This is a genomic window from Ensifer sp. Root142, from assembly GCF_001426785.1.
GTDB classification, from domain to species: Bacteria; Pseudomonadota; Alphaproteobacteria; order Rhizobiales; family Rhizobiaceae; genus Ensifer; species Ensifer canadensis.
The window spans coordinates 45,142-66,394 of the sequence record NZ_LMFK01000048.1 but is presented as its reverse complement, the minus strand read 5'-3'; the positions used below and the strand labels follow the sequence as shown (position 1 = coordinate 66,394).

Genomic DNA, 21,253 nt, shown 5'->3' with positions numbered 1-21,253 from the left:
CGACCGAACGGACTTTACTTCAGGCTGGCTTCGATCTTGCCGCGGGCCTCGTCGGAGACCCACTTGCCCCAGATGTCGCCCTTGGTCTTCAGGAACTCGGCCGCTGCCGCCACCGCATCGACCTTCTTGTCGGTCATGTAGGCAAGGCTGCCGTTGACGTCTTCCAGCGGGAAGGTCGCCTTTTCGAGGATGGCGATGATCTCGGGGGCTTCCTGGGCGAAGGTGCTGTTGACGCCGTAGGAAACATCGACGGACGGGAAGGCGCAGCCCTGGTCGCGCTTGCCGGTGGCGCTCGAAAGCTCCTTCCAGCAGGCTTCGTTGTAGGCCGGCTCTTCAAGCTGGACGAGCTTGAACTTGCCCATGATCGCGGTCGGAGACCAGTAGTAGAACAGGATCGGCTCGCCCTGCAGATAGGCCGAAGTGATTGCGGAATCGAGCGCCGTGCCGGTGCCGGGACGGAAGTTCACATAGGTTTCGCCGAGCTTGTAGGCATCAAGCTTGGCGGTGCTGACGCCCTCGCAGGTCCAGCCGGACGGGCAATTGAGGAAGCGGCCCTTGGACGGCTCCTCCGGATCGGCGAAGAGTTCGACGATCTTGGCATCGGAAAGCTGCGAGACGCTCTTCAGGTCCGGCGCCTTGGCCTCGATGTTGCGGCTGGCATCGCCCTTGATGACGTATTCCGGCACGAACCAGCCTTCGCTGGCGCCGACGAAGGTCTTGCCGATGGCCACGACCTTCTTTTCCTCGACAGCCTTGTTCCAGATGTCGGAGCGGCCGAGCCATTCCTCGGCGAAGATCTGGACGTCGTTGTTGGCGGTCGCCTGTTCGAGCGTCACCGAATTGCCGGGGATCGAATCCACCTGGCAGTCGTAGCCCTTCGACAGGATGGTTTTCATCACCTCGGTGATGAACGCGCCGCTTTCCCAGTCGATGCCGGCGAAGGTAACGGTCTTGCCGTCGCCGCAATAGGAGGCGCTGGCGTTGCCGGCAGAAGCGGCAAGCACGAGGCCGGTGGCGGCGAGGGTGAGTTTCAGTTTGCTGATCGACATGCGCATTCCCCTTTTTTTGATAGTCGCTTCGATTGCTACTTCAGTTTCATAAGCACCCGCGCGAAAGCACGGTCGATGTCTTCCTCCCGATCATGGCGTCCGTTGCGGATCTTCCACTGTCCCGCGACCATGACGTCGCGGACGGTCTCGCAGCCGAGCGCAAACAGCCAGCGGTCGAGGATCTGATTGCCGCTTGCGGCGGCGATGTACGGATTGGAGCCGTCGAGCACGACGAAATCGGCGCGGGCACCGACTGCAATGCCGGCAGCCTTATGGCCGACAGCCTGGGCGCCACCCTTGAGGGCCGCATCGAAAATGGTGTGGCCGACCGATGCGCCCGGGCCGGCGGCGAGCCGGTTGCGACGCCGGTCGCGCAGGCGCTGGCCGTATTCCAGCAACCGCAGTTCTTCGGCGACGCTGGTTGCCACATGGCTGTCGGTGCCGATGCCGAGGCGTCCGCCTTCGGCGATGTAGTCGACGGCTGGAAAGATGCCGTCGCCAAGATTGGCTTCCGTTGCCGGGCAAAGGCCGGCGACCGCGCCCGACCGTGCCAGCCGCTGTCTTTCCTCGTCGGTCAGATGGGTCGCGTGGATCAAGCACCAGCGCTCGTCGACGGGCATTTCGTCGAGCAACCACTGAACAGGGCGGCGACCGCTCCAGGCAAGGCTGTCTTCGACTTCCTTGGTCTGTTCGGCGACGTGAATATGGATCGGTCCGTTGACGGGTGCACGTTCGAGGATCGTGCGCATCTCTTCCGGGGTCGCGGCGCGCAGTGAATGGATGGCGTAGCCGAGCGTCTGGCCATTGTCGCGGCAGATCGGCGCCAGGCGTTCCAGGAGTGCGAGGAAACGATCGGGGTCATGCAGGAAGGGGCGCTGGCCGACGTTCGGGGCGACGCCGCCGAAATTGGCATGAGCGTAGAAGACCGGCAGATGGGTGAGGCCGATGCCGGTCGATTGCGCGGCAGCGAGAATGCGCAGCGACATCTCGGCCGGGTCGGAATAGGGCGTGCCGTCGGCGGTGTGGTGCAGGTAATGGAATTCGGCAACATGGCCGAAGCCGCCCTTCAGTATCTCCATGTAGAGCTTGGCGGCGATCGCCTCGACGTCGTCGGGGTTCACCAGTCCGACGGTGCGGTACATTTCTTCCCGCCAGGTCCAGAAACTGTCGTTGCCGCTGCCGGCGACCTCGGCGAGGCCCGCCATGGCGCGCTGGAAGGCGTGGGAATGCAGATTGGCGACGGCTGGAATGAGCGGTCCGGCAACGCGTTCGTCGCCGTCGGCGATCGTCTGATCGGTCTCAATGGAGGCGATGCCGCCTGACGCATCGAGCGCAATGGCGACATTCTGCGCCCAGCCTGTCGGCAGAAGCACATGGTCGGCGAAGAGCCGGTTGACGGGAAAAGTTGCCATGTTGCGATTTTCCTGTACGTAGTTGTATATGGAACTATAGATATTTTGCTGTGGCGCGCAAGCGCGAAATGAACGAAAAGAATCATTGCCGGATACGCATGATTTGTTTGCTTTCCGGAAAGGGCGGGAAAAATGCCAATAACGGCACTCAGGCGAAGGATCGAAATGGCCGCATTCGAGGACGGACCGGTGCCACGCTACGAGGCGGTGAAGCAGTTCATCCGCACCCGCATCGACAGCGGGGAATGGCCGGCACATCATCGTATTCCTTCCGAAAACGAGATCGTCGCCGATCTCGGCGTCAGCCGCATGACCGCGAACCGGGCGCTGCGGGAGCTGGCGACCGAGGGGGCGATCACCCGCGTTCAGGGGGTAGGGTCGTTCGTCGCAGCACACAAGGGCAGCACGGCGCTCTTGGAAGTGCGCAACATCGCCGACGAGATCCGCGAGCGCGGCCACGCCCATACTTCGCGCATGACGCTGATGCAGGAGGAGGTAGCACCTTCGGAAATCGGCTATGCGCTCGGGCTTGTTACCGGCGCACGAGTTTTCCATTCGATCATGGTGCATTCGGAAAACGGCCTGCCGATTCAGATCGAGGACCGGTTCGTCAACCCGGCCATCTGCCCGAAATACATGGAGCAGGATTTCCGCGACATGACGCCGAACGCCTATCTGACGGCGGTCGCACCGATCACCCGCACCGAACAGATCGTCGAGGCGGTGTCGCCGCAGCCATGGGAATGCAAGCTGCTCGGCATCGACCGCAACGAGCCTTGTCTTATGATCCGGCGTCGCACCTGGTCCGACACCGCCAATGTGACGACGGCGCGCCTGCTCTATCCCGGGACGCGCTATCGCCTTGAAGGTGTGTCGCAATAGTCAGGAGACCCGTTCGGTCGATTCGGAAGTCGGCATGATGCCGGATGTGATGGAGGCGACATTATGGTTGAAGACGCGCTGAAGCTTCGCACGCAATTGCCAAGGCCCGATGTGACGCCCGAGGACGCTGCGCGCATTCTTTCGGAGCATTTCGGCCTTTCCGGCACCCTGACCGAACTGGGCAGCCAGCAGGATCGCAACTACCGGATCGACACCGGCGAGGCACTTTTCGTCCTGAAGATCTGCCGAGCGGCCTACGATCCGCTGGAACTGCAAGCCCAGAACGCCGCCTTGTTGCATCTCGCCCGTCAGACCGGCTCGGTGCGGGTGCCGCAGGTCATGCGCGCGCTCGATGGCAACGACATCGTCGATGTGACGGTGCGCGGCGAGGACTATCGCGTTCGCCTGTTGACCTATCTCGATGGCGTGCCGTTGACGCGGCGCAAACATCTGACAGCGGAAACCGTGGCCGCGCTCGGCGACATTGCCGGGCGGCTGGCGGTGGCACTCAGCGATTTCGATCATCCGGGCCTCGACCGCGAGCTGCAATGGGATCTACGCCACGCCGCACCGGTCGCCTTGCACCTGCTTTCCGCCATGACCGACGAGGGCCTGAAGAAGCGCATCGCCGAGGCGATGGTCGGGGCCATGCGCCGGCTGCAGCCGCTGACGGCCGATCTGCGCCTCCAGGCGATCCACCATGATGTGACTGACGACAATGTCGTCGGCCAACCGGATGCGGCCGGCCGGCCGATCCCGGATGGCGTCATCGATTTCGGCGATATTCTGAAGGGCTGGCTCGTCGCAGAGCTCGCCGTCACATGCGCTTCGCTGCTGCATCATGCCGATGGCGATCCTCTCTTCGTTCTGCCGGCCATCAGGGCCTTTCACGCGGTTTGCCCGCTTGAGGAAAACGAGCTGAAGGCATTGTGGCCGCTGATCGTTGCGCGTGCCGCGGTTCTGATCGCCAGTTCCGAGCAGCAGCTCACCATCGATCCTGAGAACGCCTATGTGCAGGGCAACGCGGCCCATGAGCGCGAGATCTTCGACGTTGCCGTCTCCGTACCGCCGGCCATGATGCAATACGCGATCCTGCGTGCCGTCGATGCGGTACCGGAGGCGACGATGCCGGTGGTGGGTGAGGGATTGCTCGTCGACATCGAGCCTGCCGGCGTGCGCCAGATCGATCTTTCCATCTTGAGCCCGCTGCTTCCCGAGGAGCGCTGGCAGCACGAGGCGCTGCCGGCCTCGTTGCTGCAGACGGCGGCGCACGCGATCGGGATGGCGTCGACCCGGTATGGCGAGTACCGGATGACCGAGAGCGCGCTTCGGGCGTCCGCGCCGATGCCGACCTTCGCCCTGCATGTCGATCTCTGCCTGCCGACCGGGACTGTCGTCAGGGCACCCTTTGCCGGCCGACCCGAATGGCATGACGGGCGGATGGTCCTGAACGGTGGGGCGGTCGTTCTCCATCTCTCCGGTCTCGAACCGTCCGAGGATACGGAAGAGACGGTTGCTGCCGGCACGCCGATCGGCACGGTGGTCGAGGCCGGCCATGGGCTTGGCCTGATCCGGGTGCAGCTCTGCCGCGAACCGGGACTGAACCCGCCGCTGTTTGTCTCGGCCCATCAGGCGGATGCGTGGCGCATGCTCTGCCCGTCACCATCAGGCATCCTCGGTTTCGACTGCGATGCGCCGAGACCGCATTCGACCGACCTGCTTGACCGCCGCAAGCGGCACTTCGCCAGGCAGCAGAAAAACTACTATCGCAATCCACCGCAGATCGAACGCGGCTGGAAGGAACATCTGTTCGACGTCGAGGGCAGGGCCTATCTCGACATGGTCAACAACGTCACCATCCTCGGCCACGGACATCCGCGGCTGGCGGCAGCGGTCGGCCGGCAATGGTCGCTGCTCAATACGAACTCGCGTTTCCATTATGCTTCGGTCGCCGAGTTTTCCGCGCGGCTTGCAGCACTCGCGCCCGATGGCCTCGACACGGTGTTCCTGGTCAACAGCGGCTCGGAAGCGAACGATCTCGCCTTGCGGCTCGCCTGGGCCTTTTCCGGCCAGCGCAACATCGTCAGTCTGCTCGAGGCCTATCACGGCTGGACGGTGGCGAGCGACGCGGTCTCGACCTCGATCGCTGACAACCCGCAGGCGCTTGAGACCCGCCCTGACTGGGTGCATGCCGTGGTGGCGCCAAACACCTATCGAGGCCCGTTCCGCGGCGCCGGCACGACCGACAATTACGTCCGGTCGGTTGCGACCAAATTGCGCGAACTGGAGGACGGGGGGCAAGGCCTTGCCGGCTTCATCTGTGAGCCGGTCTATGGCAACGCCGGCGGCATTCCCTTGCCGAAAGGCTATCTCGACGCCGTCTATGCCATGGTTCGCCAGCGCGGTGGTGTCTGCATCGCAGACGAGGTGCAGGTCGGTTACGGCAGGCTCGGGGACTATTTCTGGGGTTTCGAGGAACAGGGCGTCGTGCCCGATATCATCACCATCGCCAAGGGCATGGGCAACGGCCATCCGCTCGGCGCCGTCATCACGCGGCGTGAGATTGCCGACGCCCTGGAGAAGGAAGGTTATTTCTTCTCGTCATCAGGCGGCAGTCCGGTGAGTTCCATCGTCGGTCAGACGGTGCTCGATCTTCTCGAAGAGGAGAAATTGCAGGACAACGCGCGCGTCGTCGGCGGCTACCTCAAGACGAGGCTCGAAGCGCTGGAGCAGCGGTTTCCGCTGGTCGGCGCCGTGCACGGCATGGGGCTTTATCTCGGTGTCGAGTTCGTCCGCGATCGCGAAACGCTGGAGCCCGCGACAGAAGAGACCGCGGCCATCTGCGATCGCCTTCTTGAGTTTGGCGTCATCATGCAGCCGACCGGCGACCACCTGAACGTCTTGAAGATCAAGCCGCCGCTCTGCCTCAGCCGGGAAAGCGCCGACTTTTTTGCCGACATGCTCACGCGTGTTCTTGACGAGGGTTGGTAGACGCGGGTCCCACCGACGGCAGACGCCGGTAGGACTGCCTCACCAGCCGGCGAATTCTGAAAGCACCGCGTCTGAAACCCGGCCGGCTACGACATCGCCAAAGGCGCGGTCGAGAATGTCGAGCGCCTGGTCGATGTCCGCGTCCGAGATCGTCAGCGGCGGGGTCATCTCCAAAACGTTCGAATTCATGCCGACATAATAGACGACGAGGCCGAGCTCATAGGCGCGGTAGATCAGCTTGGCCGTTTCTCTTGCTGCCGGTGAACGGCTGTCGCGGTCGGCAATCAGCTCCACGCCGCAGGCAAGGCCGCGTCCGCGCACATCGCCGATCAGCGTGTGACGCCCGGAAAGCTGCCGCAGGCCCTGGCGCAAACGTTCGCCCTTTCGGTGGGCAGCTTCGGCCAGTCCCTCGCGCTCGATGGTTTCGAGCACGGCAAGGCCGGCAGCTGTCGACACCGGGTTGCCATGTAGCGTCTGCATCGCAAAGGCCGTGGCGCAATCCATGATCTCGGCCGGGCCGATCGCTGCCGAAAGCGGCAGGCCGCCGCCGAGCCCTTTGCCGACCGTCAGGATATCGGGCACAAAATCCTCATGCTCGAAGCAGTGCATCCTGCCGCTGCGGCCGAGCCCGACCTTGACTTCGTCGCAGACGACGAGGATGCCGTGCCGTTGGCAGAGATCGGCAAATTTTTCGAAGAACCCCATCGGCGGCACGATCAGCCCGCCGTCGGACTGGATCGGCTCGATGAAGGCGCAGCCGATCCGCTCCGGCGGTGCCGAGGTCGCAAACTGCTGTTTCAGGAGGTCGAGGATTGCCTCGCCTGTAACGTCGCCTTGATAAGGCCGGTAGGGATCGGGGTAGGGCAGCAGGATCAGCCCCTCCGCCTTGGTCGCACCCGCCTGGACGCTGTGGCCGGAAAAGGCCATCGAGCCGGTGGTGCAGCCGTGATAGGCGCCAATGAAAGAGATGACGCCGGTGCGGCCGGTGGTTTTGGCGATCGCCCGGAAGACTGCTTCGTTGGCGTCGGAGCCGGAATGGCCGAACCACACCTTGTTGCGTCCCTTGCCGGGGAAAAGGCCGAGCAGTTTTTCCGCAAGGGCGGTCGCCGGTGCGTTGGCGGCGGAGAGAACGCTTGCGCCCGCCGGGTTGGCAACAGCCCGCGACACGGCCTCGACCAGGGCGGGATGGCCATAACCAAGGCTTGCAGCTCCCCAGGCGCCGGAAAGGTCGATCAGCTCGCGGCCGTTCTCCTCGACGAGACGTACACCCTTGCCGCCGGCGATGGCGAGCGGAAAGAAGCGCAGCTTCTGCAGGTTGGCAATCGCGTGTCCGTCCCTGGCGTAAAGGCCTTCGGTCACGGGCGGCACTCCCTGAGGCTCGTCTGGAGACAACGGGTCAGCCGCTCACCCCACGCCTTTACGCCCGCGTCGGTATCGATCAGGTCATGCCTGACTTCGATCAGCACGCCCGGCAGCTGGCGCGCGTCGGCATGCACCGGCACCGTATAATCCTCGTCCGGGTGGATGTTGTAGGGCTCGTTGTCGCCGATCGTCAGTTGCTCTTCCGAACTCAGGTCCCGGATCAGCGACTGCGCGAAAGCCTCGGCATCGCGATAGAGAATGCCCGCCTGCCACGGGCGCTGATTGCCGAAATAGACGGGGGTGAAACTGTGCACGCCAACGACAAACGGCCGTTCACCCCTTGCCTGCCGTAGATCAAGGCGCCGGGAAACGGCATCGGCGAAGGGCCTGAACAGCGTATCGATCCGCTGCTGTCGCTCCATCTCGCTCAGATCCCGGTTGGCCGGGATCTCCGTCGTTTCGCTCACTTCCGGAATGAAGGACGGCGCCGAAAGCGGACGGTTGCAGTCGATCACCAACCTTGAATAGTTGGTGAAGAACAACGGCGCGTCGAGGCTGAGGCTTAGATGCTGGGCGAGTGCCAAGGCCCCGATGTCCCAGGCGATATGGCGCTGGCGCTCGTGTTCGGGCAATCCCATGTCACCGAGTGCACGCGGCATGCGGTTGGACGCATGCTCGCACAAAAGCAGGAACGGCGATTTGCCGTCCGGGTTAAACACCGCATAGGGCGGCGGCTCGTCGATCGCCAGAAGCGGCTGGCGGGCGTCGTGCCTGCCGCGTCGGTCGTCGGGGCTCTTGATGGCCGTTGTCGAAGTCATGGGAGCCTATCCGTATCAGTAGACGGCCGCGTAGCGGGCGCAGAGTTCGTCGGGGGAGAGGCCGTCGACGATCTCGATTTCCTTGCGCTTCATCGCGACGTAGCAATCGAGGAAGTCCTTGGCGAACCAGCCGGTCACCACCTTGTCTTCGGCAAGCGTTTCGAGCGCTTCCGGCAGGCTTGCAGGCAGGCGGCGGATGCCGAGCTTCTTCTGGTCCGCGTCGGAAAAATCGGACGGGTCCGAGTTGATCAGCGGCGGCTGTTCGAGGCCAGCCCGGATACCTTCGAGGCCGGCCTTGAGCAGGACGGCCAGCGACAGATGCGGGCTCGCGCAGGCGTCGGCGGCGCGGTACTCCATGTTGAACTGCTTGGCCGGATTGCTGCCGGGCAGATCCAGCGTCGGGCAGATGCGGAGCGTCGCCTCGCGGTTCTTTTCGCCAAGGCAGGTATAGGCAGCGCTCCAATGGTGCGGAACGAGCCGCATGTAGGAGAGCACCGACGGGGCGGTGAAGGCGGTCAGCGCCGGGAGGTGGCGGATAACGCCGGCGGCGAAAGACCCGGCGACCTTCGACAGGCGACCCGGGCGCGACGCGTCGAAGGTGACAGGATTGCCGTCAAGATCGGTGAAGCTGACATGTAGGTGCACGCCGTTGCCCACGCCGTTGGCGCTCGTCTTCGGTGCGAAGCTTGCGTTCCAGCCGAAGAGGGCGGCCACTTCCTTGGTGATGGCGCGGATCGTGGCGCCACGGTCGGCAGCGGTCAGCGCATCCGCCGGGCGGCAGGTGATCTCGAACTGGTCCTTGCCATATTCGGGCAGGAACATTTCCGGCTCGGCGCCCGCCTCCTGCAGTGCCGTCATCAACAGCGGGCCGAAGGGTTCGGCACGGCGTTGCGCGCGCAGGCCGAAGGACGGCGCGTCGGGCCAGTCGACGCCGAGAAGCTGGAACTCCTGCTCGACGGCGGAGATGACTTTCAGCCCGGCCTCGCGCTCGAATTCCTCAAGCGTGCGCTTGAGCAAGCTGCGAACGCAGCACTCCCACGGGTCGCCTTTGAGGTCGGTGATATCGGAGTGATAGAAATGCAGCGGGGTGACGTCGGGCAGGCAGGTGACGCGCGCCTTGCTGGCGGGGTCGGCCATCAGCCTGAGGTCGCCGGCCGAGCCCCAGGGATTGTTTTCGGCGATCTGGTCGAAGGGTGTCAGCGCCAGATTGGCAGGCACCCAGCCGACGCCCTTGCGCAGATAGTCGTCGATCTGTGCAGCGGCAAAGCTGCGGCCGCGGGTGATGCCGGCGATGTCGGTGGTGACGAAGGTCGCGAGTTCCGTCAGTGCGGAATGAGCCTTGCCGTTGTTGGTCTCGGTCATGAATTCCCCTCTTGTCTCAAGATCTTCGGCAGCGGCTCAGGCTTGGCGCAGGCCCTGAAGGCGGTTGACGACGGTGTCGGTATCGGTGGTCCAGCAGTAGCCGGAATAGGCGCGAAGGGCGCCTTCGTGGCGCTCGGGGCTGTAGGTCGCACAGGCGTCGCTGACGACGGTGACGAGATAGCCGCGGTCGGCGGCGTCGCGCACCGCCATGTCGACGCACTGGTCGGTGATGACGCCGGCGATGATCAGATAGCGGGTGTTGAGGTTGCGCAGGATGTAGTCGATGTTGGTCGAGTTGAAGACGCCGGAAGAGGTTTTCGGCAGCACGATCTCGTTGTCGACAGGCGCCAGTTCGGGAATGACCTGGCCCTCGGGCGAGCCCTTCGGCACATGCATGTCGGAAAGCTTGTGGTCGAGCGAGCGGTCGCGGCCGTCAAGCGTCAGGCTCTCGATGATGGTGTGCAGCACTTCGCAGCCGGAACTGCGGGCCGCCTCGAGGATGCGGACCTGGTTGGGGATCACCGTCTGGCGCAGCCGCTTGTGATAGTAGCTGTCGGCGTCCTGCGGGTGGGTCGGATCGAGATTGGGTTCGCACCAGATGCGCTGCATGTCGACGAACAGCACGGACGTGCGGCCGCGCTCGTAGTCGCTGTCGCGCCTCAGCATGTCGTCACCGACCTTCACTGTAACGGCACTCATTCGGATTCTCCTCGGTTGTGGTCCTGGCCTTTCGGCAGATAGTCAGCGGCCGTCGTCGACGTTCGGGTTGAGAGCGTCTTCGGTGATGGCGTAGCCGCGGCGCAGCTCCTCCATCTTCTCGATGCGGGCGCGCGATTGGGTGGCGAGACGGGCCGTCAGCGCGGCGATCAGCGCTTCCGTCTGGGCGATCGCCGGCACCATCGTGTCGTAGGGCGAGACCGTATCGACCGGCGCCGTCAGCGTGACGGTGGCGAATTCGGCGATCGGCGAAAGCCACCGGTCGGTGAACAGCACGATCCGTGCGCCTTGTGCGGCCGCCTGCTTGGCGAAGCGAATGGTGTCGTTCTGGTAGCGGCGGTAATCGTAGACGAACAGCACGTCGCGTTTGCCGAGATCGACGAGCTGGTCGACCTGGTCGGCCTGGCTGCCGTTGATCCAGCGGGTGTCGCCGCGCAGCTGCTTCATATGCGACCAGAGCAGGCCGGCGAGAAAACCGCTGAACCGACCGCCGAGGCAATGCGCTCGTGCGCTCGTGTCTGCCGCCGCATCGACCGCCGCCTCGAAATCCTCCGACGGCAGCATCTGCATCGAAGCTTCGAGCGCATGGATGCTGGCGCGCAGGAAGTACTGGTAGAAGTTCTCCTGTTCCAGCGACGGCCGCCGCTCGTCGAGCATCGACAGCGGCGAACTCATGCGTTCCTGCACTTCGCCGAGCAGCGCCTTCTGAAACTCCGGATAGCCCTCGAAGCCAAGCTTGTTGGCGAAGCGCACCACGGTCGGATTGCTGACCCCCGCCGACGAAGCCAGATAGGCAACGGTATTCAATCCCGCTGCCGGATAGTTCGACAGGAGCTGCCGCACGATCTTCAGTTCCGATCGTGTGAAAGTAATAGCCCCGTCTGTCAGTCGATCCCGGATTGCCACGATTTCCGCCTCCCAAAAATGATGGCTTGAACCCCGATTTCTAATTTTTGTTACATAATTGCTAGCAGAGAATGTTTTTTGAAACAAGATTGACATTTGATCGCGATGGGATAACTTTCATTACGGGAACTGGCCCGAGCCAAAAACAAAGGCGGGCCGACAATTCGGGGGAATGCAGATGGTCCGCGTCAGGCGAGAAACCGTCGTCGGTATCCTTTTAACGTCGTTGCCGCTGCTGGTGGCCGCTGCCGTCGCTTCGCTGGTTTTTCCGGGGAGCGGTGAGCGCCTCGTGACGCTGTTCATGATCAACGTGATCGCAGTGCTCGGCATCGGCATGTATGCTGGCAATTCGGGCATCGTTTCCTTCGGCCATGTCGGCTTCATGGCGATCGGCGCCTATGCGTCCGGCCTTCTCACCATCAACCCGATCGTCCAGAAGACGGCGCTGCCGCACCTGCCGGAATGGCTCGCCGGCATCGGCATGTCGTTCCTGCCGGCGCTTGCCGTGGCGCTGGTGGTCGTGGCGCTAGTCGCGGTGCTGATCGGAATACCCGTCGCGCGCCTTGCCGGTTCATCGGCTTCGATCGCGACGCTCGGCTTTCTCGTGATCGTCCATGTCGTGTTGGTCGCCTCGACCGATATCACCCGCGGCAGCCAGACCTTCTTCGGCATCCCGCGCGCGGTCAATCTGTGGGTGGCGTTGCCTTTTGCGGTGGCCGCCATCGCCATCGCCCGTCTCTACCGGGATTCGGGCGCGGGGCTGAAGTTGAGGGCCTCACGTGAGGACGAGATCGCCTCGACCGCCGTCGGCGTCAATGTCAGGCTTCATCGGTTTGTCGGCTGGGTCCTCGGCGCCATTCTGGCAGGGGCGGCGGGCGCGTTGCTGGCGCATTTCCTCGGCGCCTTCTCGCCCAAGGACTTCTATTTCAACCTGACCTTCGTGCTGCTCGCCATGCTGATCCTCGGTGGCGTCACCACCGTTTCGGGTGCGGTCGGCGGAACGGCCGTGATCATGCTGATCGTCGAGCTTCTGCGCAAACTCGAAGGCGGTGTCGACCTCGGCTTCGTCACGCTTCCGACCGTCTTCGGTCTCACGGATATCGGCATCGGCGTTGCGATCCTGGTGGTGATGTATCGGCTCCAGGACGGGATCTTCGGGGTCCGCGAGCTGGATGAGCGTCTTGCCTGGTTGAAGCGCTTTGCCGCAAAGCCTGCGACAGCCTCCGACAGCGCGCAAAAAATTGCTCCGGTCCCACCGGGCGGAACACTCAAGGTCGAAAATCTCGGCAAGAAATTCGCCGGACTTGTGGCGCTGGAAAACGCCAATTTCGAGATCAAGCCGGGTCTCGTGACCGGTCTCATCGGCCCGAACGGGGCCGGCAAGTCGACGCTGATCAACAGCGTCTCCGGCGTCGTTCCGCCGTCGAGTGGCCGCGTGCTGATCGACGGCAAAGATATCGCATCGCTGTCGGTTCACGCGGTTCCGGTCGCCGGCCTCGCGCGCACCTTCCAGAACATCCGCCTGTTCAAGAACCTGACCGTGCTCGAAAACGTCACGGTGGCGGCGAGTGCTTTGAAGGGCAATGGCGAGGACCCGATGGAAAGCGCCCGGCTGGTGCTTTCAGAGGTTGGGCTCGACGGCTTTTCCGACCAGCTTGCCGGAACACTTTCCTATGGCGCGCAACGCCGTCTCGAGATCGCCCGCGCACTGGCCTTGAGGCCGCGCTACCTGCTGCTCGACGAGCCGGCGGCCGGCATGAACCCTGCCGAAACGCAGGAACTGATGCACGTGCTCGACCGCATCCGCACGAAGTACCGCCTCGGCCTGCTCGTCGTCGAGCATGACCTGAAGCTGATCATGCGGCTCTGCGATATCGTCGTCGTCCTCAACAAGGGCCAGCAGATCGCCATCGGCACACCGGCGGAGATCCAGGTCAACCCGGCTGTGATCGAAGCCTATATCGGCCGTCGCCGTTCGTCAGCGCAGGCGCAGCATGAGGTTGTCGAGGCCACCGGTGTCCGGCCGGGCACAGGCAGCCTTCACAATCCAGCTTGATCAGCAAACGAAATCAGAAAGAGGGAGCTTACCGATGAAATCGAATCTCAGGGCACTGTGCCTCACCACCATCCTTAGCGGCTTCGCGCTGTCGCCGCTGCCGGCATTTGCCGAAGATTTGGTCATCGGTCTTGCCACCGCCCAGACCGGCGGCCTTGCTCCCTATGACCAGCCGTCGCTGAAGGGCCTGGAAATGGCCGTCGAGGAAATCAACGCGGCTGGCGGCGCTGCCGGCAAGTTCCCGATCAAGCTGGTGGCCAAGGACACGCGCTCGGACGCTGCCCAGACGGCACTGGTGGCGCAGGAACTGGTTGATCAGGGCGTCAAGATCATGATCACGCCTTGCGATGCCGATCCGTCGATCGCCGCCGGCCAGGTGACGCAGGCGGCGCAAATCCCTGCCTTCTCGTTCTGTGCGACCACCCCGACCATGCCGCTTGCTGTCGGCGACTACATGTTCGGCAACTATCCCGCCGACAACGTCCAGGCCGCAGTGCTCGCAGCCTACGCCGTCGAGAAGGGCTACAAGAAGGCTTACATCCTCAAGTCTCCCGATAGCGCCTATACGCTGAAGCTTCCGGAATATTTCGGCGAAGCCTTCAAGGCCAAGGGCGGCGAGCTTCTGGGCGAAGGCACCTTCAGCATGGGCCAGCAGGATTTCGGCGCCGAAGTCACCAAGATCAAGGCGATGAATCCGGCACCCGACGTCATCATGACGGCTGCCTACGAGCCCGATTTTCCGGCCTTCATCCGCCAGCTGCGCGGCGCCGGCGTCACCATTCCGATCCTCGGCAGCGACGGCATCGATTCGCCGACGACATTCGGACTTGGCGCCACCGTCGACGGCGTGGTCTTCACCACGGCCGGGTTTGCCAGTGAGGGCAGCCCGCTCGCCGACTTCAACGTGAAGTACAAGGAGAAGTTCGGTCAGGTGCCGGATACGGTCTACATTGCCAACGGCTACGACCTCGGAAAGGTCATCGACGCTGCCGTGACCGAAGCCAACAGCATCGACCCGGTCGCCATCCGCAACGCCATCGCCTCGCTCGAAAACGTCCAGGGTGTCACCGGCCCGATCAGCTACGCCGGCACGCAAGGCATGCCATTGCGTTCGGTCTCGCTGGTTCGCATCGGAGGTGGCAACCGCGAGCTGATCAGCCAGGGCGTTCCCGCCGCGGCCGACATTCCGGCCCCCTGAGCCGCCACCACTTGCGATCTTCGGCGCCGCGCCGGAGATCGTTCGGCCGCCTGCAGGGCCGTCTCGCAATCCATGGCAAGGACTTTGCCCCGATGATGCACAGTGAAATTCCCGCTCAGAAGCCCCTGCTCGAAGTGAGCGGCCTCAAGGTTGCCTATGGTGCCGTCGAGGCGCTGAAGGGGGTCGATCTCACCGTCAACAAAGGGCAGATCGTCACGCTGCTCGGCGCCAACGGCGCCGGCAAGAGCTCGACGCTGAATGCGCTGATGGGCCTGGCGGCAAAGAAGGCGGGGCGGGTGTCGTTCAATGGCCAGGACATTTCCGGCCTGCCGCCGGAACAGATCGTCAGGCTCGGCATGACGCTGACGCCGGAAGGCCGGCGCATCTTTCCAAGCCTGACGGTGGACGAACACCTGCTGCTTGGCGGCGCCATGCACAAGGCGCGCGGGGTGATATCCGACGTGCGCGAGGACATGCTGTCGCGTTTCCCGATCCTGAAAGAACGTCTTAGCCAGAAAGCCGGTTCGCTGTCCGGTGGCGAGCAGCAGATGCTGGCGATCGCCCGTTCGATGATGTCGTCGCCCGACCTTTTGCTGCTCGACGAGCCTTCGCTCGGGCTGGCGCCGCAGGTGGTCGACCTGATCTTCGACCTGATCGCCGGTCTGCGCCAGAAGGGCCTGACGATCCTGCTCGTCGAGCAGAACGTAGCACTTTCGCTCGAAATCGCCGACGCGGGCTATGTCATGGCGAACGGGCGCATCGTGCTCTCCGGCACTGCCGCCGAACTTCGCAATTCAACTGAAATCCAGGGTGCCTATCTCGGCGCTTGAGGCCGGGGGCAAAGAGGTCACAACGATGGACATGTTCCTGCAGCAGCTGGTCAACGCGCTGAGCCTCGGCGGCACCTATGCGCTTCTCGCGCTTGGGCTCGCGGTCGTCTTCTCGATCATGGGGCTGATCAATTTCGCCCATGGCGAACTGATGACGGCGGCGGGCTACGGGCTGTGCTTCGCCCTTCTGCTGGGCGTGCCCTTTCCGCTCGCCATCTTCGGCGCGCTGATGATCGCGGTGGCGCTTGCCATGTTGATGGAGCGCATCGCCTTTCGGCCGGTGCGGGGCGCGAGCGGCACGACGCTGCTTCTCACCAGCTTTGCCGTCAGCGCCATCCTGCGCGTCATCTTCCAGAACTTCATTTCGGCGCGGCCGAAGCCGGTGCCGATGCCGGAGAGCTTTTCCGGGACGATCGAGATCGGTGGCCTTCACCTCGGCCTGATCCAAGGCACATCGATCCTGGTCACGGTCATCATGCTCGTCGGGCTCAACCTCTTCCTGCGCACCACCGTTCTCGGCCGGGCGATGCGTGCGGCTTCGGAGGATTTCGCCATCGTCCGGCTGATGGGTATTCGCGCCAATGCCGTGGTTGCGACCGCCTTTGCCATTTCGGGACTGCTCGCGGGCGTCGCGGGCATTCTCTGGGTGGCGCAGCGCGGCAGCGTCGATCCGCTGATGGGCTTCCTGCCGGTCTTGAAGGCCTTCATCGCCGCGATCATTGGCGGGCTCGGCAGCCTCTCCGGCGCCGTTGCCGGCGGCTTCCTGCTCGGCTTCATCGAGGTGTTCCTGCAGGCCTATCTGCCGGAAAGCCTGCTCAGCTACCGCGATGCCTTCACCATCCTGCTCGTCATCGGCGTGCTTCTCTTCGCGCCGCAGGGGCTGCTTGCGCGCAAGACGATCGTCAAACTCTGAAGGGTTGCGCCCCACCTGTCGGTTGACCAGAAAAAACGCTCCGGCGTCGGAAATGTCAGACGGTGACAGATCCTGCTGTTTGACGAAAGGGGCATCCCCACGCCCTCATTCCGGCCTTGTGCCGGAATCCAGCGATCCGACGTCGGTCGGGTCAGAGGACTTTTCAGCCCAAGGACTTGGGCTGGCTGGATCCCTGTGACAGGCACAGGGATGAGGGAAGTCTTCGCTGGTGTCGGGATTTCCCGATCTGCTATGACGAGGCCTGACTTGTCGACTGTCCGCTGTCCATCATCGCCGTACGTTTTGTCGGAACCTCCAGATCCCCCTTGGGAAAGCTGCCACAAGCGGCGTTGCGCAACGCCTCGCTCCGAGCAGACAGACAGAATGCAACCGCTCCTTGTCAAACGCCAGAAGCGAAAAACGCCGCGGTGAGGGCCGCGGCGCATGGTTGGTTGGTCTATTTATTGGCGCAATTCCGGAGGGAAGACCTTCTCCGGATTTGCCTGCGATCAGCGCGCCGGCGGCGCGTACATCAGGCCGCCCTGGCTCCACAGCTTGTTGAGGCCGCGGTCGATCTTGAGCGCACTGTCCTTGCCCAGGTGCTTTTCGAAGACCTCGCCATAGTTGCCGACGGCGGAGATCGCCTGGAAGGCCCATGTCGGGCCGAGGCCCAGCGCCTTGCCGGCTTCGTTGTCGATGCCCAGGAACCGCTTCTGGCCGACCGTGCCGCTTTCCTGCATCTTGGCCGCGTTCTCCTTGGTGATACCAAGTTCTTCGGCCTCGATCATCGCGAACAATGTCCAGCGAACGACCTTGAACCACTGCTCGTCGCCCTGGCGCACGGCCGGTCCGAGCGGTTCCTTGGAGATGACTTCCGGCAACACGACGAAGCGGTCCGGGTCGTTCAGCGTCAGGCGCTGGGCGTAGAGCGCCGAGGCGTCGGTCGAATAGACGTCGCAGCGCGCCGTGTTGAAGGCCTGGATCGTCTGGTCGGGCTTTTCGAAAGCGATGACCTGGTACTGGATGTTGTTGGAGCTGAAGTAGTCGGCCATGTTCTGCTCGGTGGTCGTGCCGGTTTCCGTGCAGACGGAGGCGCCCGAGAGTTCCTTGACGCTCTTCACGCCGAGGTCGTTGCGCACCATGAAGGCCTGGCCGTCATAGTAGTTGACGCCGACGAAGCTCATGCCGAGATCGCTGTCGCGCGACAGCGTCCAGGTGGTCTGGCGCGAAAGCAGATCGACTTCGCCCGACTGCAGCGCGGTGAAGCGCTCCTTGGTCGAGAGCGGCACGTATTTCACCTTGTCCGGGTTGCCGAGCGTGGCCGCAGCGACCGCGCGGCAGAAGTCGATGTCGAAGCCGCTCCACTCGCCCTTGTCGTTCGGCGCGGAAAAGCCGAGCACGCCCTGGCTGACGCCGCAGCGAAGTTCGCCGCGTTCCTTGACGACATCAAGCGTGGCGGCGCTGGCTGCCGTTCCGGCGAGAAACGCCGCACTCGCAAGTGCTAGAATTCCAAGTTTCATTGTCCTGTTCTCCTCTTGTTATGCAGTTTTAAAGGCACGCGTCTTCGCTGCCGGGGCACGTGCGCGTCCCGGCCAACTGGCTATCGTTTCGGCGGTATCGAGCCCGGTCTTAACCGAGCTTCCTGCTCACATCCGCAAAGGTCTCTTCGAGGACGGCGAGCAGATGATCGGCGTCGCGTTTCGAGAAGATCATCGGCGGACGCATCTTCAAGACGTTGTCATGTGGCCCTTCGGTGCCCATCAACACGCCGCGCTGGCGGGCGCCGTTGGAAACGGCCCGGGCAAATTCGGTGGCGGGTGCCTTGGTATTGCGGTCGCTGACCAGTTCGATGCCAAGGAACAGCCCCATGCCGCGGACGTCGCCGATCACCTCGTAACGCGCCTGCATCGCCCGGAAGGAGCCGATGAGGTAGTTGCCGATAGCAAGTGCGTTGCCGCGCAGGTCCTGCCCCTCGATGACGTCGAGCACGGCAAGGCCGACGGCGCAGGAAACCGGGTTTCCGCCGAAGGTGTTGAAGTACTCCATGCCGTTGTTGAAGCTGTCGGTGACCTCGCGGGTGGTGACGACGGCGGCCAGCGGATGGCCGTCGCCGATCGGCTTGCCCATGGTGACGATGTCGGGAACGATCCCTTGAGTCTCGAACGCCCACCAGTGGCTGCCGACACGGCCGAAGCCGACCTGAACCTCATCGGCGACGCAGACGCCGCCGGCTTCGCGCACCAGGCGATAGACTTCCTTCAAGTAGCCTTCGGGCAGGAACACCTGGCCGGCAACGCTCGGGATCGATTCCGCGATGAAGAAGCCGAGGCCTTCGCCCTTTGCCTGCATGGCCGCGATCTGCTCTGCGACGCTTTCGGCAAAGCGCTTGCCGTGTTCTTCTGCCGGCCAATCGGCGGGCGCGCGATAGCTGTCGGGAACGGCAGCGACATGGACATGCGGTTTCGGGCCCTTGCCGCCTTTGCGACGGAATTTGTAGGGGCTGATGTCGATCAGCTCCTGCGTGGTGCCGTGATAGGACCAGTCGAGCGTGATGGCGTTTTCACGGCCCGTATGCGCGCGCATCATGCGCAGCGCCAGGCTGTTTGCCTCCGAGCCGCTGTTGACGAAACCGGCGACTGTCAGTTCTTTCGGCAGCGTCGCGGTCAGCCGTTCCGCATAGGCGACAATATTGTCGTGCAGATAGCGCGTGTTGGTGTTGAGGATCGCCGCCTGCTTCGTCATCGCCTCGACGACCGCGGGATGGGCGTGGCCGATGTGGCAGACATTGTTGAAGCAGTCGAGATAGGCGCGGCCACTGTCGTCGATCAGCCAGACGCCTTCGCCGCGCACGAACTTGATCGGCTTTTCGTAGGAGATCGACAGGTTCGGCAGCAGCAGTTCCTTGCGCAGCTTGACGATCTCGTCATGCGCACGACCGCTCTTTGCGTAAAACTCCTCGGCAATGCCGGCGAAGGTGCGCGCATCGGGGAAGAGCTCGGCCCAGACGTCGAGATATTGCGGTTCGCCGACGCCGAGGATTTCGGTCGCCGAAAGGTTTGCGTCGATGGAAAGCTGCAAATGCAGGTGCGGCGCCCAGCCGCCGTTTTCCATCGGAGCACCCATTTCGCCGACGAGCGCACCGGCTTCGAGCCGGTCGCCAGCCTTGATCCGGCCCATTGTCTCGTGCGCCAGATGACCCCAGAGCGACACGAAGGGCGGGCAGCCCTCGGGTTCGTGGCGAAGCGCAATCAGGCAGCCGTAACCAAGCGGGTCCGCCTCGATCTCGACGCTGACGACGGTGGCGGCGATCGGTGTGAACACCTTGGTGCCGGCTGCCATGAACAGGTCGAGCCCGAGATGGCAGGTGCGGCGGGTGTTCTCGACCAGCCGTGAGACGAACATTTCGCCGGCATAGACGGTGCGCGCCTCACCCCAGGGGCCGATGCCGAGATCGACGCCGTTTTCGCGGCAATAGTCTTCCCAGATCGCCTGGGCCTCATCCGGCTGTTCACCGGCGGATTTCACCGTCATCGGATGATCAGGGTCGCCGTAGGGCACGAGCGCTGCTGGGTAGGTCGCGGCCGGGCGTTCGAGCAGCGGCGCGAGCGCCTTGCGGTTTTCGCTAATCCAGGCGGTAACGCCGCGCGTTCCCGGAGCTGCCTCGAAGCCGCAGGCCTTGCGCAGGATCGCGGTGGCAAAGCGCGGGTTCATCCGGTCGAGTTTGCGCAAGAGCGTCCAGGCTGGCCTTTCGCTGATGGCAAGGTAAGGATTGTCGGTCGTGTGGGCGCGGCGCGAGGCCGAGATCGTCACCGAGGTGACGAGCCGCATGGCGATGAGGTCGAAGAGAAGATCGACTTCCTCTTCGAGCAGCGGATATTCCGCGTGGAAGCCGCGGGCGATGGCGGCGGTGGCGCCGATCGGGTCGGGATGGTCGAGACCGGCATAGGCGGCGGCAATGGCGACTTCGGCAATGACGGGCGCATAGAGTGCGTCGCCGAAATCGATCAGCCCGGAGATGCGGTCATGATCTGATTTGTCGACCAGTACGTTCCAGTCGTTGGCGTCGTTGTGGATGACAGCCGACCGCAGTGTCGCCAGCCTCGGCTCCACCGACTTTGCAAAGCGGACAAGGAAACGCTCCAGCAATGCGCGGTCATCCGGCTCGGTTACGTGGTTCAGCCTGTCCCTGGAACGGCCGGCCTTGCGAATGTCCCAGTCGAGGTCGCGCAACGCACCCGGATGCATGAAGCCTTTCAGCGAGGCGTCGAAGCGGCCGAGCATCTGGCCGAGCGACTGGAGCGCACTGGTGCTGCGGCCGGTTTCGGCGAGCGGGTTGCCCGAGACCCAGCTGACGAGGCGCAGCCTGTGGCTGACGCCGTGCTGGCTGGTGGTTCCGGCAAGGCTGGTGCCGGCCAATGTCGGCTTGATGTGCGGCACCGGCAATTCGGCGGCAAAGGTTCCGACATGGCTGAGCAGCGCCGTCTGGAAGTCGCTCTCGACCTCGGGCTCGGCGGCATTGACGACCTTCAGGATATAGGTGGCGCCGTCGGCGGCCTCGACCTTGAAGTTCTGGTCGCGTTCGCTGGCCAGCAGCGACAGCGTGCCGGAAAGGCCGTAATGCTGCTTCAGCAGTGCTGACGCAGCGTCGATAGAAAAGTCTGGTGTCGTCTTCAGCATGTCGTTCATGGGAACCCTCGTCTTGAGAGGCAGAGTTGCACGAGCGGCCGACGCATGCATCCGGCATTATGCCGGTTGCA

Annotated in this window: 15 protein-coding genes; 6 read left to right on the top strand and 9 right to left on the bottom strand. The window is 63.6% G+C overall.

The window, feature by feature from the left end:
- Window positions 1-14: 14 nt before the first annotated feature.
- Window positions 15-1,049, bottom strand: coding sequence for an ABC transporter substrate-binding protein (locus ASD52_RS33905; RefSeq protein ID WP_025424692.1), 1,035 nt, complete (start codon window positions 1,047-1,049; stop codon window positions 15-17).
- A 35-nt stretch (window positions 1,050-1,084) separates the two neighbouring features.
- Window positions 1,085-2,461: a formimidoylglutamate deiminase gene (gene hutF, locus ASD52_RS33900; RefSeq protein ID WP_057226555.1), complete on the bottom strand. Its 1,377-nt coding sequence runs from the start codon at window positions 2,459-2,461 to the stop codon at window positions 1,085-1,087.
- Window positions 2,462-2,599: 138 nt separating this feature from the next.
- Between hutF and hutC the strand changes: the two genes are divergently transcribed.
- Both hutC and ASD52_RS33890 read left to right on the top strand, forming a co-directional pair.
- On the top strand, window positions 2,600-3,343 hold the full coding sequence (gene hutC, locus ASD52_RS33895; RefSeq protein WP_025424690.1) for a histidine utilization repressor: 744 nt from the start codon (window positions 2,600-2,602) through the stop codon (window positions 3,341-3,343).
- Between the two features lie 63 nt (window positions 3,344-3,406).
- Entirely contained in the window at window positions 3,407-6,334 is a 2,928-nt protein-coding gene (locus tag ASD52_RS33890) for an aminotransferase (protein WP_057226553.1), read from the top strand.
- A gap of 39 nt (window positions 6,335-6,373) precedes the next feature.
- Here ASD52_RS33890 and ASD52_RS33885 read toward each other — a convergent pair whose 3' ends face one another.
- The 5 genes from ASD52_RS33885 to ASD52_RS33865 are packed head-to-tail and all read right to left on the bottom strand — an operon-like array spanning window position 6,374 to window position 11,499.
- Window positions 6,374-7,693 carry an aspartate aminotransferase family protein gene (locus tag ASD52_RS33885; protein WP_025424688.1) on the bottom strand — a complete coding sequence of 440 codons (1,320 nt, stop codon included), beginning with the start codon at window positions 7,691-7,693 and terminating at the stop codon, window positions 6,374-6,376.
- Window positions 7,690-8,514: an N-formylglutamate amidohydrolase gene (locus ASD52_RS33880; protein ID WP_025424687.1), complete on the bottom strand. Its 825-nt coding sequence runs from the start codon at window positions 8,512-8,514 to the stop codon at window positions 7,690-7,692. Before ASD52_RS33880 ends, ASD52_RS33885 begins: the two co-directional genes overlap by 4 nt.
- Window positions 8,515-8,529: 15 nt before the next feature.
- A complete protein-coding gene (locus tag ASD52_RS33875) occupies window positions 8,530-9,876 on the bottom strand; it encodes a glutamine synthetase family protein (protein ID WP_025424686.1) in 1,347 nt (448 codons plus the stop codon).
- A 36-nt stretch (window positions 9,877-9,912) separates the two neighbouring features.
- Window positions 9,913-10,575 carry an isochorismatase family cysteine hydrolase gene (locus tag ASD52_RS33870; RefSeq protein WP_025424685.1) on the bottom strand — a complete coding sequence of 221 codons (663 nt, stop codon included), beginning with the start codon at window positions 10,573-10,575 and terminating at the stop codon, window positions 9,913-9,915.
- A gap of 42 nt (window positions 10,576-10,617) precedes the next feature.
- The gene (locus tag ASD52_RS33865; RefSeq protein ID WP_025424684.1) at window positions 10,618-11,499 is read right to left on the bottom strand and encodes a MurR/RpiR family transcriptional regulator; all 882 of its coding nucleotides are present in this window, start codon (window positions 11,497-11,499) and stop codon (window positions 10,618-10,620) included.
- A gap of 178 nt (window positions 11,500-11,677) precedes the next feature.
- On the opposite strand from ASD52_RS33865, the gene ASD52_RS33860 reads away from it, so the two are divergent.
- The 4 genes from ASD52_RS33860 (at window position 11,678) to ASD52_RS33845 (ending at window position 16,496) form a co-directional block, all read left to right on the top strand.
- Window positions 11,678-13,555, top strand: coding sequence for a branched-chain amino acid ABC transporter ATP-binding protein/permease (locus ASD52_RS33860; protein WP_057226595.1), 1,878 nt, complete (start codon window positions 11,678-11,680; stop codon window positions 13,553-13,555).
- Window positions 13,556-13,589: 34 nt separating this feature from the next.
- A complete protein-coding gene (locus tag ASD52_RS33855; RefSeq protein WP_025424682.1) occupies window positions 13,590-14,753 on the top strand; it encodes an ABC transporter substrate-binding protein in 1,164 nt (387 codons plus the stop codon).
- Window positions 14,754-14,845: 92 nt separating this feature from the next.
- On the top strand, window positions 14,846-15,583 hold the full coding sequence (locus ASD52_RS33850; RefSeq protein WP_107028043.1) for an ABC transporter ATP-binding protein: 738 nt from the start codon (window positions 14,846-14,848) through the stop codon (window positions 15,581-15,583).
- 25 nt (window positions 15,584-15,608) lie between these two features.
- Complete coding sequence (locus tag ASD52_RS33845) at window positions 15,609-16,496, top strand: branched-chain amino acid ABC transporter permease (RefSeq protein WP_025424680.1); 888 nt, start codon at window positions 15,609-15,611, stop codon at window positions 16,494-16,496.
- 509 nt (window positions 16,497-17,005) lie between these two features.
- Here the strand turns inward: ASD52_RS33845 and ASD52_RS33840 are convergent.
- Together ASD52_RS33840 and ASD52_RS33835 are read right to left on the bottom strand one after the other, a co-directional pair.
- Complete coding sequence (locus tag ASD52_RS33840; RefSeq protein WP_025424679.1) at window positions 17,006-18,016, bottom strand: amino acid ABC transporter substrate-binding protein; 1,011 nt, start codon at window positions 18,014-18,016, stop codon at window positions 17,006-17,008.
- Between the two features lie 109 nt (window positions 18,017-18,125).
- Window positions 18,126-21,182: an aminotransferase class III-fold pyridoxal phosphate-dependent enzyme gene (locus ASD52_RS33835; protein WP_057217892.1), complete on the bottom strand. Its 3,057-nt coding sequence runs from the start codon at window positions 21,180-21,182 to the stop codon at window positions 18,126-18,128.
- Window positions 21,183-21,253: the final 71 nt, after the last annotated feature.

What these genes read in the sequence shown, in the direction of transcription:
- ASD52_RS33850 (WP_107028043.1), top strand. Translation starts at nt 14,846, where the DNA reads ATGATGCACAGTGAAATTCCCGCTCAGAAGCCCCTGCTCGAAGTGAGC.
- ASD52_RS33840 (WP_025424679.1), bottom strand. Translation starts at nt 18,016, where the DNA reads ATGAAACTTGGAATTCTAGCACTTGCGAGTGCGGCGTTTCTCGCCGGA.
- ASD52_RS33880 (WP_025424687.1), bottom strand. Translation starts at nt 8,514, where the DNA reads ATGACTTCGACAACGGCCATCAAGAGCCCCGACGACCGACGCGGCAGG.
- ASD52_RS33845 (WP_025424680.1), top strand. Translation starts at nt 15,609, where the DNA reads ATGGACATGTTCCTGCAGCAGCTGGTCAACGCGCTGAGCCTCGGCGGC.
- ASD52_RS33890 (WP_057226553.1), top strand. Translation starts at nt 3,407, where the DNA reads ATGGTTGAAGACGCGCTGAAGCTTCGCACGCAATTGCCAAGGCCCGAT.
- ASD52_RS33855 (WP_025424682.1), top strand. Translation starts at nt 13,590, where the DNA reads ATGAAATCGAATCTCAGGGCACTGTGCCTCACCACCATCCTTAGCGGC.
- hutF (WP_057226555.1), bottom strand. Translation starts at nt 2,461, where the DNA reads ATGGCAACTTTTCCCGTCAACCGGCTCTTCGCCGACCATGTGCTTCTG.
- ASD52_RS33875 (WP_025424686.1), bottom strand. Translation starts at nt 9,876, where the DNA reads ATGACCGAGACCAACAACGGCAAGGCTCATTCCGCACTGACGGAACTC.
- ASD52_RS33860 (WP_057226595.1), top strand. Translation starts at nt 11,678, where the DNA reads ATGGTCCGCGTCAGGCGAGAAACCGTCGTCGGTATCCTTTTAACGTCG.
- ASD52_RS33870 (WP_025424685.1), bottom strand. Translation starts at nt 10,575, where the DNA reads ATGAGTGCCGTTACAGTGAAGGTCGGTGACGACATGCTGAGGCGCGAC.
- ASD52_RS33835 (WP_057217892.1), bottom strand. Translation starts at nt 21,182, where the DNA reads ATGAACGACATGCTGAAGACGACACCAGACTTTTCTATCGACGCTGCG.
- ASD52_RS33905 (WP_025424692.1), bottom strand. Translation starts at nt 1,049, where the DNA reads ATGTCGATCAGCAAACTGAAACTCACCCTCGCCGCCACCGGCCTCGTG.